Annotated in this window: 15 protein-coding genes; 9 read left to right on the top strand and 6 right to left on the bottom strand. The window is 60.2% G+C overall.

Annotated features, from left to right (window positions below; all coding sequences use genetic code 11):
- Window positions 1-19: 19 nt before the first annotated feature.
- Together AAIH70_RS09740 and AAIH70_RS09735 are read left to right on the top strand one after the other, a co-directional pair.
- Entirely contained in the window at window positions 20-1,402 is a 1,383-nt protein-coding gene (locus tag AAIH70_RS09740; RefSeq protein WP_132272050.1) for an ATP-binding protein, read from the top strand.
- Between the two features lie 101 nt (window positions 1,403-1,503).
- Window positions 1,504-1,956, top strand: coding sequence for a MarR family winged helix-turn-helix transcriptional regulator (locus AAIH70_RS09735; RefSeq protein WP_132272049.1), 453 nt, complete (start codon window positions 1,504-1,506; stop codon window positions 1,954-1,956).
- Window positions 1,957-1,997: 41 nt separating this feature from the next.
- Here AAIH70_RS09735 and AAIH70_RS09730 read toward each other — a convergent pair whose 3' ends face one another.
- The 4 genes from AAIH70_RS09730 to AAIH70_RS09715 form a co-directional block, all read right to left on the bottom strand.
- The gene (locus AAIH70_RS09730; RefSeq protein WP_132272048.1) at window positions 1,998-2,339 is read right to left on the bottom strand and encodes a tRNA-binding protein; all 342 of its coding nucleotides are present in this window, start codon (window positions 2,337-2,339) and stop codon (window positions 1,998-2,000) included.
- Between the two features lie 2 nt (window positions 2,340-2,341).
- Window positions 2,342-3,160, bottom strand: a complete 819-nt coding sequence (proC, locus tag AAIH70_RS09725; RefSeq protein WP_132272047.1) for a pyrroline-5-carboxylate reductase — start codon at window positions 3,158-3,160, stop codon at window positions 2,342-2,344.
- Window positions 3,160-3,660 carry a YbjN domain-containing protein gene (locus AAIH70_RS09720; protein ID WP_132272046.1) on the bottom strand — a complete coding sequence of 167 codons (501 nt, stop codon included), beginning with the start codon at window positions 3,658-3,660 and terminating at the stop codon, window positions 3,160-3,162. Before AAIH70_RS09720 ends, proC begins: the two co-directional genes overlap by 1 nt.
- Before the next feature lie 462 nt (window positions 3,661-4,122).
- Window positions 4,123-4,380, bottom strand: a complete 258-nt coding sequence (locus AAIH70_RS09715; protein WP_132272045.1) for an accessory factor UbiK family protein — start codon at window positions 4,378-4,380, stop codon at window positions 4,123-4,125.
- Window positions 4,381-4,649: 269 nt separating this feature from the next.
- On the opposite strand from AAIH70_RS09715, the gene lgt reads away from it, so the two are divergent.
- From lgt to AAIH70_RS09685, 6 genes are all read left to right on the top strand, one after another.
- Window positions 4,650-5,465 (top strand): prolipoprotein diacylglyceryl transferase, encoded by an 816-nt coding sequence (gene lgt, locus AAIH70_RS09710; RefSeq protein ID WP_430033918.1) that lies wholly within the window; start codon window positions 4,650-4,652, stop codon window positions 5,463-5,465.
- Window positions 5,466-5,481: 16 nt separating this feature from the next.
- Window positions 5,482-6,585, top strand: coding sequence for a class I SAM-dependent methyltransferase (locus tag AAIH70_RS09705; protein ID WP_132272043.1), 1,104 nt, complete (start codon window positions 5,482-5,484; stop codon window positions 6,583-6,585).
- Between the two features lie 191 nt (window positions 6,586-6,776).
- Window positions 6,777-7,574 carry a peptidoglycan editing factor PgeF gene (pgeF, locus tag AAIH70_RS09700; protein WP_132272042.1) on the top strand — a complete coding sequence of 266 codons (798 nt, stop codon included), beginning with the start codon at window positions 6,777-6,779 and terminating at the stop codon, window positions 7,572-7,574.
- A gap of 1 nt (window position 7,575) precedes the next feature.
- On the top strand, window positions 7,576-8,742 hold the full coding sequence (locus AAIH70_RS09695; RefSeq protein ID WP_132272041.1) for a M24 family metallopeptidase: 1,167 nt from the start codon (window positions 7,576-7,578) through the stop codon (window positions 8,740-8,742).
- Between the two features lie 106 nt (window positions 8,743-8,848).
- On the top strand, window positions 8,849-9,697 hold the full coding sequence (locus tag AAIH70_RS09690) for a hypothetical protein (RefSeq protein WP_245519035.1): 849 nt from the start codon (window positions 8,849-8,851) through the stop codon (window positions 9,695-9,697).
- Between the two features lie 149 nt (window positions 9,698-9,846).
- A complete protein-coding gene (locus AAIH70_RS09685) occupies window positions 9,847-10,779 on the top strand; it encodes a ribose-phosphate pyrophosphokinase (RefSeq protein ID WP_132272040.1) in 933 nt (310 codons plus the stop codon).
- A 125-nt stretch (window positions 10,780-10,904) separates the two neighbouring features.
- Here AAIH70_RS09685 and AAIH70_RS09680 read toward each other — a convergent pair whose 3' ends face one another.
- Both AAIH70_RS09680 and AAIH70_RS09675 read right to left on the bottom strand, forming a co-directional pair.
- Window positions 10,905-12,359 carry a hypothetical protein gene (locus AAIH70_RS09680; RefSeq protein WP_132272039.1) on the bottom strand — a complete coding sequence of 485 codons (1,455 nt, stop codon included), beginning with the start codon at window positions 12,357-12,359 and terminating at the stop codon, window positions 10,905-10,907.
- A 110-nt stretch (window positions 12,360-12,469) separates the two neighbouring features.
- Complete coding sequence (locus tag AAIH70_RS09675; protein ID WP_132272038.1) at window positions 12,470-14,545, bottom strand: putative bifunctional diguanylate cyclase/phosphodiesterase; 2,076 nt, start codon at window positions 14,543-14,545, stop codon at window positions 12,470-12,472.
- Between the two features lie 327 nt (window positions 14,546-14,872).
- On the opposite strand from AAIH70_RS09675, the gene AAIH70_RS09670 reads away from it, so the two are divergent.
- Entirely contained in the window at window positions 14,873-15,484 is a 612-nt protein-coding gene (locus tag AAIH70_RS09670; RefSeq protein WP_132272037.1) for a 50S ribosomal protein L25/general stress protein Ctc, read from the top strand.
- Window positions 15,485-15,653 lie beyond the last annotated feature (169 nt).

Genomic DNA, 15,653 nt, shown 5'->3' with positions numbered 1-15,653 from the left:
ATGAAAACCGGAAGGCAGCATGGCGATATTGGAAAGCTTCAGGCGCACGACCGGACGGCTGCAACCGCCCGGCTGGCGCCTGTTCGGGCGCTGGCTGAAACGGCGCATGCCGACCGGCCTCTACACCCGCACCATGCTGATCGTCATCATCCCGATGCTGCTTCTGCAGACCGTGGTTGCCGCGGTGTTCATGGAGCGCCACTGGCGCATGGTGACGGATCGCCTGTCGCAAGCCGTCACCCGTGATATCGCTGCCATCATCGATGTCATCCGTACCTATCCGCAGGATGGCAATTACAGCGAAATCACCCGCATCGCCGATCAGCAGCTCGATCTGAGCATCCTGATCGAACCGAATGCGCAATTGCCGCCGCCGCGTCCAAAACCGTTCTTCTCGCTGCTGGACGATGTTCTCGCCAGCCAGATCCAAACCAATGTCGGCCTGCCCTTCTGGATCGACACGATCGGTGACAGCGGCCTCGTCGAGATCCGCATCAAGATCGATGATCGCGTGCTGCGTGTCTTTGCCCGCCGCAGCCAGGCCTATGCCTCCAACACCCACATCTTCCTGGTCTGGATGTTCGGCACCTCGCTGGTGCTTCTCGGCATTTCGGTGCTTTTCCTGCGCGGCCAGATCCGGCCTATCCTCGCGCTTGCCGATGCAGCCGAGACGTTCGGCAAGGGCCAGCGCAGCGACGAACCGTTCCAGCCACGCGGCGCCGACGAAATCCGCCGCGCCGGCCTTGCCTTCGTGCTGATGCGCGAACGCATCGAGCGCCAGATGGACCAGCGCACCACCATGCTGAGCGGCATCAGCCATGACTTGCGCACCATCCTCACCCGCTTCAAGCTGCAATTGGCGCTGGCAGGCGACCTTCCCGAACTGCAGGGCATGAGCGCGGATGCAGACGACATGCAGACCATGCTGGAAGGTTATCTGGCTTTTGCCCGCAACGAATCGGAAGAGGATATCGGCGTCCTCAAGCTCAGCGACCTGATGGAAAAGATGCGCGCCGACTTTGCCCTGCACGGCAAGACCATGACCTATTCGATCGACGGCGAAGATGAACTGTCAGTGCGGCCGAACGCTTTCCTGCGGCTTGTCGACAACCTTGCCTCCAACGCCCAGCGTTACGCAAACTCGCTGCATGTGGAAGCGCGCCACAGCGCCAAATGGCTGATGCTGGTATTCGACGACGACGGTCCCGGCATTCCGGAAAATGCCCGCGAGGAAGTGTTCAAGCCCTTCTACCGGCTGGACGAAGCCCGCAATCTCAACGCATCCGGCACCGGCCTTGGCCTTGCCATCGCCCGCGATGTCGCCCGCGCCCATGGCGGCAATGTCACGTTGGGAGAAAGCCCCAAAGGAGGTCTGCGAGCGATCGTCAGAGTGCCTGCCTGATCGGTCAATTCGGGCTGACAAATAGTTCAGTCGCCTGAAGATGACAGCCAGTCGAATATGTGCAATAGCAACAGTTGATAGAGAAACGAGATACAGCCCGCATGACATCAAACGTCCGTGACAATTTCGGTAATCTTCTCAGCCAGGCCGGCCGCAATTGGCGCCGCGCCCTCGACTTGCGCCTTCGGCCGTTTGGCCTGACGGATGCCACATGGCTGCCGCTACTGCAGCTGTCGCGCGCCGAAACACCGATGCGCCAGAAAGATCTCGCCGAAGCGCTTTTTCTGGACAGCTCGTCTGTCGTGCGCCTTCTCGATGCCCTGCAGACCAGCGGCTTCATCGAACGTCGGGAGCACCCTGAAGATCGTCGCGTCAAGACCATCGTGCTGACGGAGGCCGCTCAAGGCGTTCTGGCTCAGGTCAATCAGGTTGCGGCCGAAGTGCGCAAGCAGGTTCTTTCCGGTCTTTCGGACGAAGAGCTGGAAGTCGCATCACGTGTCATGCGCAGTATCAGCGCCTCCATCGACCTGCCCGAGACGGAAGAGACAGCTTAAGCCAGCCCAGCGCATCGGAAAATGGCACGCTGCGCCGGAGATTACATGATCTTCCGGCCGTTCGGTACAGTGCGTTCCGGCGAACCGAGCACGATGGCGCCGGCTTCATCCTCGAAACCCAGCGTCAGCACTTCCGAACGTACCGGGCCGATCTGGCGCGGCGGAAAATTGACGACCGCCATCACCTGTCGGCCGATCAGCGTTTCGGGTGTATAATGCACGGTGATCTGTGCTGACGAACGTTTTATGCCGATCTCCGGGCCAAAATCGATGCGCAGCTTGTAGGCGGGCTTGCGGGCTTCCGGAAATGCTTCCACCTCGATGATCGTGCCGACGCGGATGTCGACCTTCTCGAAGTCGGCATAGGTGATTTCGTCGCTCATGCTCAGCTACCAAGCTCCTGTGCGCGTGTTCTTGCTGCTTCAAGCGCCGTATCGAACAGCGGCTGCATGCCGTCCTCTGCCATCAGCACGGAGAGAGCGGCCGCCGTCGTGCCGCCGGGCGACGTGACGTTCCTGCGCAGCTGCGCGGCTTCATCGGGGGATCGCCGCATCAGCTCGCCCGCCCCCGACACGGTTTCCCGCGCAAGCCGCATGGCAAGGTCCGCCGGCAGGCCGAGCTTGCGCCCCGCTTCCGCCATGCACTCAACGAGATAAAACACGTAGGCCGGGCCGCTGCCGGACACGGCGGTGACGGCATCGATATCGGCTTCGCTCGAAACCCACTCGACGGGACCGCTGACGGCCAGAAGTTCGGTCACTCGGCTGCGCTGCTCATCCGTGACGCGGGCATTGCCGTAAGCGCCGGTAATGCCGCGGCCGATCATGGCAGGCGTGTTCGGCATGGCCCGCACCATGGCGGCTTCACCGAGATGTTTTGAAAGAGAGGAGAGCGTGGTGCCCGCCGCAACCGACACGACGACCGTCTGTGGCCCGACGACGCGTTTCACCAGTGGCAGCACGGTTTCCATCATCTGCGGCTTGACCGCAAGAAACAGGATGCCGGCAATCAGGCCTTCCGGCGCAGCGGGATAAGAGGAAGCCCCCTTCTCCGACAGCTTCGCTCTGATCGCCTCGGATGGCGACGGATCGAGAACAACGATGGAGGCGCCATCCGTGCCGGCATCGAGCCAGCCCGAGAGCATCGCGCCGCCCATATTGCCGGCACCAACGAGAACGATCGGCCCCGCCACCGCTGCAGTCATCAGGCCTCTCCGACGGTTTCGAACAGAACGCATTCCATGGCGGACTTGGCATCCATGCCCGACCACACGACGAACTGGAATGCCTGATAATAGTTTTCGCAGGCATCGAGCGCACTGGAGAGCAGAACCTCCACCTGCTGGTTGGTCGGCTCGGCACCGCCTGCCAGAAGCAGGGACTGACGGAAGATCACCACATCTTCCTGACGCCACAGGTCGAAGTGACCCATCAGCGTCTGGCCGTTGACATGCGACAGCAGGCGGAAAATCTCGTTGACGCGCACTTCCGGCACCTTCAGGTCGAAGGCGCAGGCCAGATGCAGCGCCTCGAACTCTTCCATCCAGGAGAAGGACACGTGGTAATCCGTCCAGTGACCGGCGACCGTCATGGCGATTTCGTCCTCGCCAGAACGCTCGAACGTCCAGTCATTGGAGGCAGCCACAAACTCGATCATATCGACCGGGTTAGACTGTCGTTCAATTTCCATTCCCATGACGTTCATGCGGCACCTTTTAGACCGGGGTTGGATCTTGCGAAATTCACGTGCGAACACACCAAAACGCGACACAACGAACCGGAGACAAAATCTGGAATGATCGCCGACGAACTTGAGCCTAGGCTTCGCAACATGTGCGGAGCTTGCCGGTGTTCATCTCGAATCATCTTGTAAAATCAGTGTATAGGCACAGAGTCCCAACTCCAGCCCCCGGCTTTAGATTTTGCGGGGACGACTCACAAACCATGCTCGGATTTGGATTGAGCGGGAACGATAACTGACTCTGGCAATTGGCTTTTTCGGCAGTGTCCACAGGGTGCGGATTTTTTAACGTACCGTTTACCAATAGGCGGGCGATGCACAACAAAACGGGGCTGCCAAGCCCCTGATTGCCAACGGAATGTCCGTCAGCGGCATTATCAAGAGAAAATTGTGGCTGGAACAAGACCAGCCACAAGCGCTTGTGAATCAGGCCTTGTCGGCGAGCTTGGCTTCAAGAGCTTCGATGCGGGCCTTCAAAGCGTCATTTTCGTCACGCGCCTTGATGGCCATTTCGCGCACGACTTCAAACTCTTCGCGCTTGACCACTTCCATGCTGTTGAGGAAACGCTCGGCCTGCGCCTGGAATGCGGTTTCCACTTCCTTGCGCAGCCCCTGTGCGGTGCCTGCAGCATCCGTCATCAGCCGTGCGAATTCGTCGAAGATGCGGTTCGTTCCGGTTGACATTGTGGTCTCCGTATAAAGGGGCCGCAAAAGGGCCATTGATCTGTGGAAATCAGGTAGGGTCTGGCGTCGCCGCTTGCAAGAAGATTTGGCGTCACACCCGCCGATTCCAAAGATGCCTGAGGATGACGCGAGGTGACACGGAGATTCGTCTTGACCGCGATTTTCCCAAGCCCCATGGTCCGCAAACGCCTGTTTTAGGCCTCTTTTAAGTATGTATCCCGCCGGGAGAGCGTAGAATTTTGGTAACAGCGTCCAGTCTCCTTGCCATAATGCCATTTCCGAACATCGATCCGATCGCTTTTTCCATCGGGCCGCTTTCGGTACATTGGTATGGTCTGGCTTATGTTGCAGGCATTCTTCTCGGCTGGCTTTATGCCCGCAGACTTATCGCCACATCAAAACTATGGCCCAACGACACCCCGCCGATGACGGCGCAGCAACTCGACGATTTCCTCGTCTGGGTCGCAGCCGGCGTCGTGCTTGGTGGCCGTATCGGCTATATCCTGTTCTATGACTTCGCAGCCGTCGCAGCCGATCCGATCCGCGCATTGCAGATCTGGAACGGCGGCATGTCCTTCCATGGCGGCCTCACCGGCACCACGATTGCGATGATCCTGTTTGCCCGCCGGCATTCCATCCCGGTATGGAGCATGTTCGATATCGTTGCCGCCGTCGTGCCGCTGGGCCTGCTGTTCGGCCGGATCGCCAATTTCATCAATGGTGAACTCTGGGGTCGCATCAGCGACGCGCCGTGGGCTGTGGTTTTCCCGACCGGCGGCCCCTTCTCCCGCCATCCGAGCCAGCTCTACGAGGCAGGCCTGGAAGGCATCGTGCTGCTGATCCTGCTCGCCATCACCGTCTACGCCTTCAGAGCGCTGAAGACACCCGGCACCGTCACCGGCCTGTTCGTGATCGGCTACGCCGTGTCGCGCATCTTGGTGGAATTTTTCCGCGAACCGGACGCGCAGCTCGGTTACCTCGCCTTCGGCTGGCTGACCATGGGCATGGTCCTGTCGCTGCCGATGGTGGCGCTCGGCATCTGGTCAATCGTCCGTGCCCGCCTCGCGGCCGGCAAGGCCGCGTAGGACGACGAGGACGCCCATGACCACGCCCCTCGCCGACAAGATCAAGACGATCATCCGCCACAACGGCCCGCTCAGCGTCACCGATTATTTTGCCATATGCCTCGCTGACCCGCAGCACGGCTATTACATGACGCGCGAGCCGTTCGGCCGCACCGGCGATTTCATCACCGCGCCGGAGATCAGTCAGCTTTTCGGCGAAATGCTCGGCATTTTCATGGTACATGCCTGGCAGCAACACGGCAGCCCGACGGAGAATATCCGCCTCGTGGAGATCGGCCCCGGTCGCGGCACGCTGATGCTCGACATGCTGCGGGTCATCTCGAAACTCGCACCGACACTGTTCGAAGCAGCCCACGTGCATCTCGTCGAAACCAGCGAACGCCTGCGCGGCGTGCAACGCATCACGCTCGAATCCTATTCGGCCAAGGTCAGCTGGTTCGGCGATTTTGAGGAGGTGCCGGAAGGTTTTACACTTCTGGTCGCCAACGAACTGTTCGACGCCATCCCGATCCGCCAGTTCGTCAGGACGCCGACCGGATTTCGCGAACGCCTTGTGACGCTGGATGCCAATGACGAACTCGCTTTCGGCGTCGGTATCGCCACGATCGATCCGCAGCTTTTGCCGGTCCCGCATGGCAACGAGCCGGAAGGCACCATCTTTGAACTGGCACCTGCCCGTCAGGCGGTGATGCAGACCCTGTCCGAACGCCTGCGGCATCAGGGCGGCACGGCAGCGATCATCGATTACGGCACCATGGTCACCAGCTATGGCGACACCCTTCAGGCGGTTCTGCGCCACCAGTTCGATGACCCGCTGGCGCATCCAGGCGAGGCCGATCTCACCAGTCACGTCGATTTCGAGGATCTGGCCAAGGTGGCGCGTTCTGCCGGTGTGCAGATCAACGGCTGCCTGCGTCAGGGTGATTTTCTCTACGGCCTCGGCATTGCCGAACGCGCCTCCAAACTGGCCAATGACAAACCATTCGAGCAGCAGAAGCTGATTGCCGCCGCCGTCGATCGCCTCGCTGGCGAAGGTGCGGGCAAGATGGGCGAACTGTTCAAGGTCCTCGCCGTCTCCAGCCCCGATGTGCGCCTTGCACCGTTCCGCAAGATCGACTGATCGCAGCCCACGGAGCGTCGCAAACCGTTCCGTGATCTGCATCGCGATTGACAGACGGCGTTCGGCTGGGCCAACATCCGGCCCAACGAAGCAGCGAACCGGGAAACACCGCACCATCCGCCTGCAACATTGATCCGGTGCCGAGACCTTCATCCATCCATCCCATATCAGAACGAGAAACAGTCCAGCCGATGCAGGAAAACTTGCCGACGCCGATTGAAAGCCCGCTGCTCGCCCAAAACGCCGGCAGCCGCATTCGCCATGGTTTTTTCACGCGCCAGGGCGGCGTTTCGCAAGGCATCTATGCCGGTCTCAATGTCGGCCTCGGTTCGGATGATGTCCGCGAAAATGTCGTCGAGAATCGCCGCCGTGTCGCCGCCTGGTTCGGAGAGCAGGCAGAAAATCTCGCCACCGTGCATCAGGTTCATTCGCCCGATGTCGTTGTCGTCAGCAGCGACAATGCCGGCGAACGCCCACAGGCCGACGCCATGGTCACCCGCGTGCCCGGACTTGTTCTGGGCGTGCTGGCGGCCGATTGCGGGCCGATCCTGTTTGCCGATGCGCAAGCGGGCGTCATCGGCGCGGCCCATGCCGGCTGGAAAGGCGCGCTCGGCGGCGTCGCAGAAAACACCATCACCGCCATGATCGCGCTCGGAGCAACACGCGAAAACATCACCGCCTGCCTCGGTCCATCGATTACTGGCGCCAGCTACGAGGTCGGTCCGGAATTCGTCGAACGGTTTTTGGGTTTCGATCCGGCTTACGACGAATTCTTCGCGCCGTCAGGCAAGCCCAGCCACGCCCTGTTCGATCTGCCCTCGCTCACCCTCAAGCGCTTGAAGGCGGCCGGCGTGCGGGCGGAAAAACTCGATATCGACACCTATCCCGACCCCGACCGTTTCTACTCCTATCGTCGCACCACACATGCCGGTGAACCCGATTATGGCCGGCAGATTTCGGCGATCAGCATCATGAAGAAGGAAGGCTGACATGGCCCTGCATTTCGAGAGACCGGAATATGACGCCCGCCTTGCCCGCCTGACAGAGCGGATGCGGACGGAAAAGCTCGATGCCATGCTGCTGTTTGCTCAGGAAAGCATGTACTGGCTGACCGGCTACGACACGTTCGGCTACTGTTTCTTCCAGTGCCTCGTGGTCAAGGCCGATGGCACGATGTCGCTGATCACCCGCTCTGCCGATCTGCGGCAGGCACGCCATACCTCGACCATCGAAAACATTGTCGTCTGGGTCGATCGCGCCAATGCCGATCCGACCGTCGACCTGAAAAACCTGCTGAGCGAATTCGATCTGCTCGGCACCCGCATCGGCGTCGAATACGACACCCATGGCATGACCGGCCGCGTTGCGAAACTGCTCGACAATCAGTTGAACTCTTTCGCCCAACTTGTTGATAGCTCCTATCTCGTCGGCGAACTGCGGTTGATCAAGAGCCCTGCTGAAATTGCCTATGTGGAAAAGGCAGCCGCCCTTGCAGACGACGCACTCGATGCCGCCCTGCCGCTGATCAAGGCAAGCGGCAATGAGGCCGATATTCTGGCGGCGATGCAGGGCGCCATCTTTGCCGGCGGCGGCGATTACCCCGCCAACGAGTTCATCATCGGTTCCGGCGACGACGCGCTGCTGTGCCGCTACAAGGCCGGCCGCCGCACGCTGTCCGCCTCGGACCAGCTGACACTGGAATGGGCCGGCGTCAGCGCCCATTACCATGCGGCGATGATGCGCACGGTGCTGATAGGCGAGCCGAGCGCCCGCCACCGCGAACTTTACACGGCCTGTCACGAAACCATCCTTGCGATCGAAGAGGTGCTTCGCCCCGGCCACACCTTTGGCGACGTTTTCGACACCCATGCCCGCATCATGGATGAGCGTGGCCTGACACGTCACCGCCTCAACGCCTGCGGTTATTCGCTCGGCGCGCGTTTCTCGCCGTCCTGGATGGAGCAGCAGATGTTCTATCAGGGCAATCCCCAGGAAATCCTGCCCGGCATGTCGCTGTTCGTCCACATGATCATCATGGATTCGGAAAGCGGCGCGGCAATGTCGCTGGGCCATACCTACCTGACGACAGAGGAGGCGCCACGCGCCCTCTCCCGCCACCCGCTCGACCTTATTGCCCTGCCCGCTTTCCCGGCCTGATGGAGAAAGTGCAGACGGCGCCACCGACGGTGGCGCCAGCGGCATTGACAGGCCCGGAAAGGCGCACGTAAATTTACCGCCGGGACTGGTGGTAAAGGAGACGGACATGCGGCACGGCAAAACAATGCCCGCAATTGCCGGCGGCACTCCGTTTCGCGCGATCACCCTTGCTCTCTCCCTAAGCCTCACATTGGCGCTCTGTGCCTGCAACACCACCGATGCCCTGACGCCGCAGGTCGATGTCGGCGGCGGCATGCAGCCGTCGAACCCTGTCACGCAAGCGGATACGGAGCGCATGGCCTCGAGCCAGCAGCCGGCCTATCGCTCGAACGCCTATGCCGGCAGTAGCAACTATGGAAACGATCAGTTTCCGGAGCCTCCATCCAGAAACCGCCGCGGCCCGCAGAATTCGCTGGAAGCGCAGGCACGCGCCATCGAGGCCGGCAACGAATCTCAGGTCGCCTCCGCACCGCTCGATCCGCTTCCGGGCACCGCCCCGGCCTCCACGGAGACCCCTGCGAACAATCCGCCGCAGACCCAAAGCGCGCCGATGCAGGCAAACCTGCCGCCGACGCGCGCGAACACGACCGCGGAAACGATCCGCTTCCTGCCGATCATCGGTGCGCCCGTACAGGCCGTGACGCCGCTGTCGCGCCAGCTCGGCATGCGTGCCCGCGCCGCCGGCCTCACCATCAAGTCCTCCGGTGACAATTCTTCCGAACATATCCTCAAGGGCTATCTTTCCGCCTTTCCTGATGGCGGTGGCATCACCGTGGTTTATGTCTGGGATATTCTCGACAGCGGCGGCAACCGCCTCAACCGCATCCAGGGCCAACAGAAGGTTCCCGGCGGCGGAACAGACCCATGGGCGTCGGTGCCCGCCGCAACGATGGAAACGATCGCCGGCGAGACGATAGATGCGTATATGGAATGGCGGCATGCACAACCGGGCTGAAACGCGTCGCAACACCGCATTGACTGATGCAAAAACAGCGCCTGCGTCATGGAGTCTTCATAAAAAAGTAGGGGCATCGGCCAATCGGACTTGCATTCACAAACTGCGGCGGTAAAAGGCCCCATCCAGCACACAATAGGCGGACCGAAATGAAGGTTTTCGCAGGAAATTCGAACCGGCACCTAGCCGATGCGATCTGCAAGTATCTCAATGTTCCTGTTGGAAAAGCCAGCGTCAGACGGTTTGCGGACCAGGAGATCTTCGTAGAGATCCAGGAAAACGTTCGCGGCGAAGACGTGTTCGTCATTCAATCGACGTCCTTTCCCACCAACGATCATCTCATGGAACTGCTGATCATGATCGATGCGTTCAAGCGGTCTTCCGCCAAGCGCATCACAGCAGTCATTCCCTACTTCGGCTATGCTCGTCAGGACCGCAAGGCCGGGCCGCGCACACCGATTTCGGCAAAGCTCGTCGCCAACCTCATCACCGAGGCCGGCGCCGACCGCGTTCTGACACTCGACCTGCATGCAGGCCAGATTCAGGGCTTCTTCGACATCCCGACCGACAACCTCTACGCCGTGCCGATCCTCGGACGTGACGTCAAGGAACACTATGACCTGAAAAACGTCATGGTCGTTTCCCCTGACGTCGGCGGCGTGGTGCGTGCCCGTTCGCTTGCCAAGCGCCTCGATTGCCAGTTGGCGATCGTCGACAAGCGCCGCGAACGCGCCGGTGAATCGGAAGTCATGAACGTCATCGGTGACGTGACCGGCAAGGACTGTCTGCTTATCGACGACATCGTCGACTCCGGCGGCACGCTTTGCAACGCGGCCGAAGCGCTCCTGAAGAACGGCGCCACCAGCGTGACGGCCTATATCACCCACGGCGTTCTGTCCGGCGGTGCCGTCACCCGTATCGCCTCGTCGATGCTGAAGGAGCTTGTCATCACCGACTCGATCCAGCCGACGACGGCCGTACAGTCCGCACCGAACATCCGCGTGGTCTCGACCGCCAACCTTCTCGGCGAGGCCATCAACCGCACGGCACTGGAAGAATCCGTATCCAGCCTGTTTGACTGATCCAGCGATCATCAAGTATCAAAAAAAGCCGCCCTGCTTCAGCAAGGGCGGCTTTTTTGTTGGCGTTTCTTACCACCTCTTCGGTGGTGAAGGCGGACACGGGAACCGCATCCGCCAATCAATGTTTAGAACGGCAGCAGATTGCCGTTGATCGTCACCTTGCGGTTCTCATCGACACTGACTTCCCAGCGCGCACGACCGTCGGCATCCGTCTTGGCAAGGCCCTTGACCATGGTCATGCCGAGAAACACCTGCATGACCTGCGGATCGGCCTGGCCGAGCTGCTGAACGGCAGCCATGGTCTTGTCGAAGTCACGCGCCAGAATGACCGTATCGACCTTGACGCGATCCGGCGCCATCAGCGAACCGGTCACCTTGCCGCTGATTTCCAGATCATAGGACGGTGCCGTCACGATGGACTTGCCGATATTGACCGTGTAGGCGCCGCCCGGAAACACCGAGAGCCCCATGGCGGCCGATTCCGCATCGCTGAGCGGCTGCTCCTTCGAGTAGTCTGCATTCAGCATGACATCGATGGGTGCCTGCAGGTTCAGGTTCGGCACCGAGAACTGCAGATCGGTCACGGTCGGCACGAACGGCGTGTAGATCGGCGGCACCATGCCGTCAGCCAGCGTCAATTCCTTGGCGCCGAAACCGAAGCCGACTTCGGTCGCGGCAAGCGGGCCGGAAGCCTTCATCATATAGCTGACGGTCTCGGCAGAGACGTCGCCCTGCTCGGTGGAAACCGTGGTATTCTGAAGGTCGATCTTCTCGTCAAAACTGGTGAAGAACGGCAGCGCAGCGCGCACATGACCCTTCAATTCCTCGATTTCCGGCGCATCGAGCTTCTGCTTGTTGGCCTTGTCGGTGATGAATACGAGGAGGTCACGCAGCTTCTGTGCATTGACGCCGGCGGCACCGGCATCGATGTCGACGCTTTCGGCGGTGAACTCGAACGGCGCCTGCGGTGTCATGATCGTCTGCTTGAAATCGGCAATCGAGCCGCTGCCCCGGAAATCCATCGTCGATGCGGCAGCACCGGCTACAGACGACAGGGTGTATTCCATGCCGGAGAAGCTGGCATCGACCTTCTCAGCGCCGGCCGTGGTCGTAATGGTGCCAGCGCCGGAGCTGAAATCGCCCGAGCGGAAATAGCTGATCGCCGGATCGAACAGGCCGTCATAAGCAACCTTGGCGATCGTATAGCTGAAATCCGACTGCTTGCCTTCCGGATCCTTGCCAACGCTGGACATGGCAAAATCGTTCTCACCTTCGACCTGCCACAGGCCACCATCCGCCGGCGTGGCGAACAATGTCATCGGCGTGATCTGCTTGAGCGAGAACAGCGGGTTGTCGTAAACGCCGATCAGTTTCGGCAGATCGAAGAGGATCTGGTACTTGTCGCTCTGCGGAGTAACGGCAACGACACCCTTCTCAACCAGTTTTTCGGGCATCATTTTCGTCAGGCTGCCCTGAAGCTCCTTGGCTCCCTGCTCACTGACGTCGGCGGCCTGTACCGGCTGATGGAACATCGCGGCCGCGATTGCCACGGCGCTGGCCGTGGCGAGGTTGAGACGCATGGATCGACTCCTGTCGTTTTGAATTAATCGTGGGCAAATCTGCAAGCCGAAAGGCGAAAGTCAATGAGTGGGCTTCAAGATAACGTCGCGGCCGCTAAAACAACCACAGCTCATGCAGCGGCAGCACTCTCCGCAACCGTAGAAATACCCTCAGGCGCGACTGCCGGACCGTTGACGATGTCCTCTATGCCGGATCTCGGACCCGGCTTGCCGAAGAGATAACCCTGAACCTGCCCGCATCCTTCTTCCCGCAGGAAAGCGATATGGGCATCGGTTTCGACGCCCTCCGCCAAAACCGGGATATTGAGGCTGGAGGCAAGGATCAGCGTCGAGCGGACAATGGCAGCCGACTGCGCGCTGGTGGGCACGCCATCAACGAAAGCACGGTCGATCTTGATCTTGTCGAACGGAAAGGTCAGCAGCGTCGACAGCGAAGAATAACCGGTGCCGTAATCGTCCATGGCGATCTTCACGCCGATGTCCTTCAGCTGCCGGATGATCACCAGCGCACGCTGCTGGTCGGCAACGATACCTGTTTCGGTGATCTCCAGTTCCAGCCGTTCGGCGGGCAAGCCGCTCGACGCCAGAATGTCGCGAACCTTCATCGGGAACAACATGTCGGCCAGTTGCGGCGCGGCCACGTTGACGGCGATCCGCAAAGGATTTTTCCAGCTTGCCGCTTCCGTGCAGGCCTGCCGCAGCACCCATTCGCCAAGCTCGTTGATAAAGCCGTTGCGTTCGGCGATGGGGATGAACTCGACCGGAGAAATCATGCCTCTGGTATGATGGCGCCAGCGCAAAAGCACTTCGAAAGCGATCACATTGCCGCTGAGCGTATCGTTCTGCTTCTGATAATAAAGTTCGAACTCGCCGCGGCGCAGGCCGGAGCGCATATCCATGGCCAGAATGTTGCGCTCGCGCGCCGCCTGATCCATCGACGGATCGTAGAAGCAGACGGCGTTTTCGCCGGACTGCTTCGCCCGGTACATGGCGACATCCGCCTGCGCAAGAAGATCGTCGATATCGGCCGCATCATCCGGATGGATAGCAATGCCGACGCTCGAACCGACGATGAACGTGTTGCCGTTCCACTCCACCGGTTTGCCGATTTCGCCCATCAGCCGATTGGCCATCGCACTGGCATCGGTGCGCACATAATAATTGCGGGTGAGAGCGATGAACTCGTCACCACCGACGCGCGCCAGAAACTCGCCATCCCGCAATGATGCGGCCAGCCGCGCAGCAATCTCGCGCAGAACGGCGTCACCGGCCGCATGGCCATGCACATCGTTGACTTCCTTGAACCGGTTGAGGTCGAAGGAAAGAACGGCAATGCGCGCCGAGCTGTCATGGTTGCGACGCGGCAGGCTCTCGATTTCCTCGTTGAAGGCGGAGCGGTTCGGCAAACCTGTCAGCGCGTCATGACGCGAGAGATGACGATAACGCTCGACAGCGGCCTCGGTGGTGCGCGCATCGAGCAGGTAGGCGCAAGCGGCAAGAACCAGCAGCACCATCATCACGGAAAGAATGGTGAAACCGAGCAGAACCGGGGAAATGGCTTCTGCCGCGGAGCCGATGGCCGGGTCGAGCGTCACCGCCATTGCTGCCATGCCGGTGAAATGCGTGCTGGCAATCCCGAGAACCATGGCAAGCGGCCCGCCATACCGGCAGAACCGGCTGACAGGACGAACCACGCGGTTCATTGCCAATCCACCGAAAAACGCGGCAAGTACCAGTGAGGCGACGACGTAGGCCTGATCCCAGGCGATCACGCCACGGATCTCATAGGCAGCCATGCCGGTATAATGCATGGCAGCGATACCGAGCCCCATGACAGCGCCGCCAGCCTCAGCCAGCGCGGAGCGACCGGCATATGTGGCGATGGCAATGCCGCAAACTGTCGTCGCCACGGCAATGAACAGCGACAGCAGCGTCAGCTCACCGCCGTAACCAGCAGCCCCGCCGGCGTGATAACCGAGCATCGCCAGGAAATGCGTCGTCCAGATGGACGTGCCGCCGATAAAGCCGGACAGGAAAATCCAGATTGCCCGCTCGAGGCCCGCCGCACGACGGGCGCGCGAAAACAGCCGGATGGTCAGGAATGAACCGACCACGCAGATCATCACGGCGGCGCCCACGTAACGCCAGTCGTGTTCGACGGCGATACAATTCAATATATGCAGCATTTCATATTCCGGCTTGGAGTGTCTCTGCCGTTTTAGAAACAAATGATAATCGAAGCGTTGGCGAGCAAGGTTAAGGATTCGGCAATATCAACAGGGCAAGGTTGCAGCCTGTCTCGAAACGCCGCCGGAGCGCAAACTGCAGGCTGCAAACGCTTTCCTGACACCTTCCCTTGCCATTGCTGAGCCTTTGTATTATGGACCCCTCGTCCGCGTAGACACCCTTGGAGGCAATGCGGATGGGAGAGTATCGCGAGATATCCTCCGGTTTGCCCATCATAGCGTTTTTCGCTGCGGCAGACACTCCAAACAACCTCGAAAGGAAATGCCATGAGCCAGGACAATTACGAGCTCAAGGCCGAGGCGCGCGAACGGGTCGGTAAGGGGTCCTCCCGTGAACTTCGCCGCAATGGTCTCATTCCCGCTGTCATCTATGGTGACAAGCAGGCCCCCATCTCCATCACGTTGTCGACCAACGAAGTCACCAAGCGTATCCACGCCGGCGGTTTCATGACGACGATCGCTACCATCGTTCTCGATGGCAAGAAGATCAACGTGCTGCCGAAGGACTACCAGCTGGACCCGGTCCGCGACTTCACCATGCATGTCGACTTCCTGCGCGTGTCTGCAAAGACCGAAGTCAACGTTGAAGTACCGGTTCACTTCGAAAACGAAGACAAGTCGGCTATCAAGCAGGGCGGCGTACTTAACATCGTTCGCCACACCGTCGAGCTGCATTGCCCGGCCAACCAGATCCCGGAATTCATCACGGTTGATCTGACCGGCGCAAAGATCGGCGACAGCCTGCACATCTCGGCCGTCAAGCTGCCGAAGGGCGTTGTTCCGGTCATCACCGATCGCGACTTCACCATCGCAACGCTCGTCGCTCCGGCTGCCGGCGTTGAAGAAGAAACTGCTGAAGAAACACCTGCTTCGGAATAATACGTTTTCCGACAGTGCTTTGATCGAGGCCCGCCGTTTCCAACGGCGGGCCTCTTTCGTTTTAAGGCTTGTTTAAGCACGTGCGGGCGGCGTCATCTGCCGAGGCTTGAAAAATCAGGCTTATTCAGAAAGTGATAACGGATCGCATTATAATGGAGATCATGTGATC

The organism is Neorhizobium sp. BT27B (assembly GCF_050455485.1).
Classification (GTDB): domain Bacteria; phylum Pseudomonadota; class Alphaproteobacteria; order Rhizobiales; family Rhizobiaceae; genus Neorhizobium.
Note: the sequence above shows the minus strand (reverse complement) of the source record. Positions and strands in the feature narration are given on the sequence as shown.

What these genes read in the sequence shown, in the direction of transcription:
- AAIH70_RS09670 (WP_132272037.1), top strand. Translation starts at nt 14,873, where the DNA reads ATGAGCCAGGACAATTACGAGCTCAAGGCCGAGGCGCGCGAACGGGTC.
- AAIH70_RS09705 (WP_132272043.1), top strand. Translation starts at nt 5,482, where the DNA reads ATGACCACGCCCCTCGCCGACAAGATCAAGACGATCATCCGCCACAAC.
- AAIH70_RS09690 (WP_245519035.1), top strand. Translation starts at nt 8,849, where the DNA reads ATGCGGCACGGCAAAACAATGCCCGCAATTGCCGGCGGCACTCCGTTT.
- AAIH70_RS09680 (WP_132272039.1), bottom strand. Translation starts at nt 12,359, where the DNA reads ATGCGTCTCAACCTCGCCACGGCCAGCGCCGTGGCAATCGCGGCCGCG.
- AAIH70_RS09715 (WP_132272045.1), bottom strand. Translation starts at nt 4,380, where the DNA reads ATGTCAACCGGAACGAACCGCATCTTCGACGAATTCGCACGGCTGATG.
- AAIH70_RS09675 (WP_132272038.1), bottom strand. Translation starts at nt 14,545, where the DNA reads ATGCTGCATATATTGAATTGTATCGCCGTCGAACACGACTGGCGTTAC.
- AAIH70_RS09685 (WP_132272040.1), top strand. Translation starts at nt 9,847, where the DNA reads ATGAAGGTTTTCGCAGGAAATTCGAACCGGCACCTAGCCGATGCGATC.
- lgt (WP_430033918.1), top strand. Translation starts at nt 4,650, where the DNA reads ATGCCATTTCCGAACATCGATCCGATCGCTTTTTCCATCGGGCCGCTT.
- proC (WP_132272047.1), bottom strand. Translation starts at nt 3,160, where the DNA reads ATGACTGCAGCGGTGGCGGGGCCGATCGTTCTCGTTGGTGCCGGCAAT.
- AAIH70_RS09695 (WP_132272041.1), top strand. Translation starts at nt 7,576, where the DNA reads ATGGCCCTGCATTTCGAGAGACCGGAATATGACGCCCGCCTTGCCCGC.
- AAIH70_RS09730 (WP_132272048.1), bottom strand. Translation starts at nt 2,339, where the DNA reads ATGAGCGACGAAATCACCTATGCCGACTTCGAGAAGGTCGACATCCGC.
- AAIH70_RS09735 (WP_132272049.1), top strand. Translation starts at nt 1,504, where the DNA reads ATGACATCAAACGTCCGTGACAATTTCGGTAATCTTCTCAGCCAGGCC.
- AAIH70_RS09740 (WP_132272050.1), top strand. Translation starts at nt 20, where the DNA reads ATGGCGATATTGGAAAGCTTCAGGCGCACGACCGGACGGCTGCAACCG.
- AAIH70_RS09720 (WP_132272046.1), bottom strand. Translation starts at nt 3,660, where the DNA reads ATGAACGTCATGGGAATGGAAATTGAACGACAGTCTAACCCGGTCGAT.
- pgeF (WP_132272042.1), top strand. Translation starts at nt 6,777, where the DNA reads ATGCAGGAAAACTTGCCGACGCCGATTGAAAGCCCGCTGCTCGCCCAA.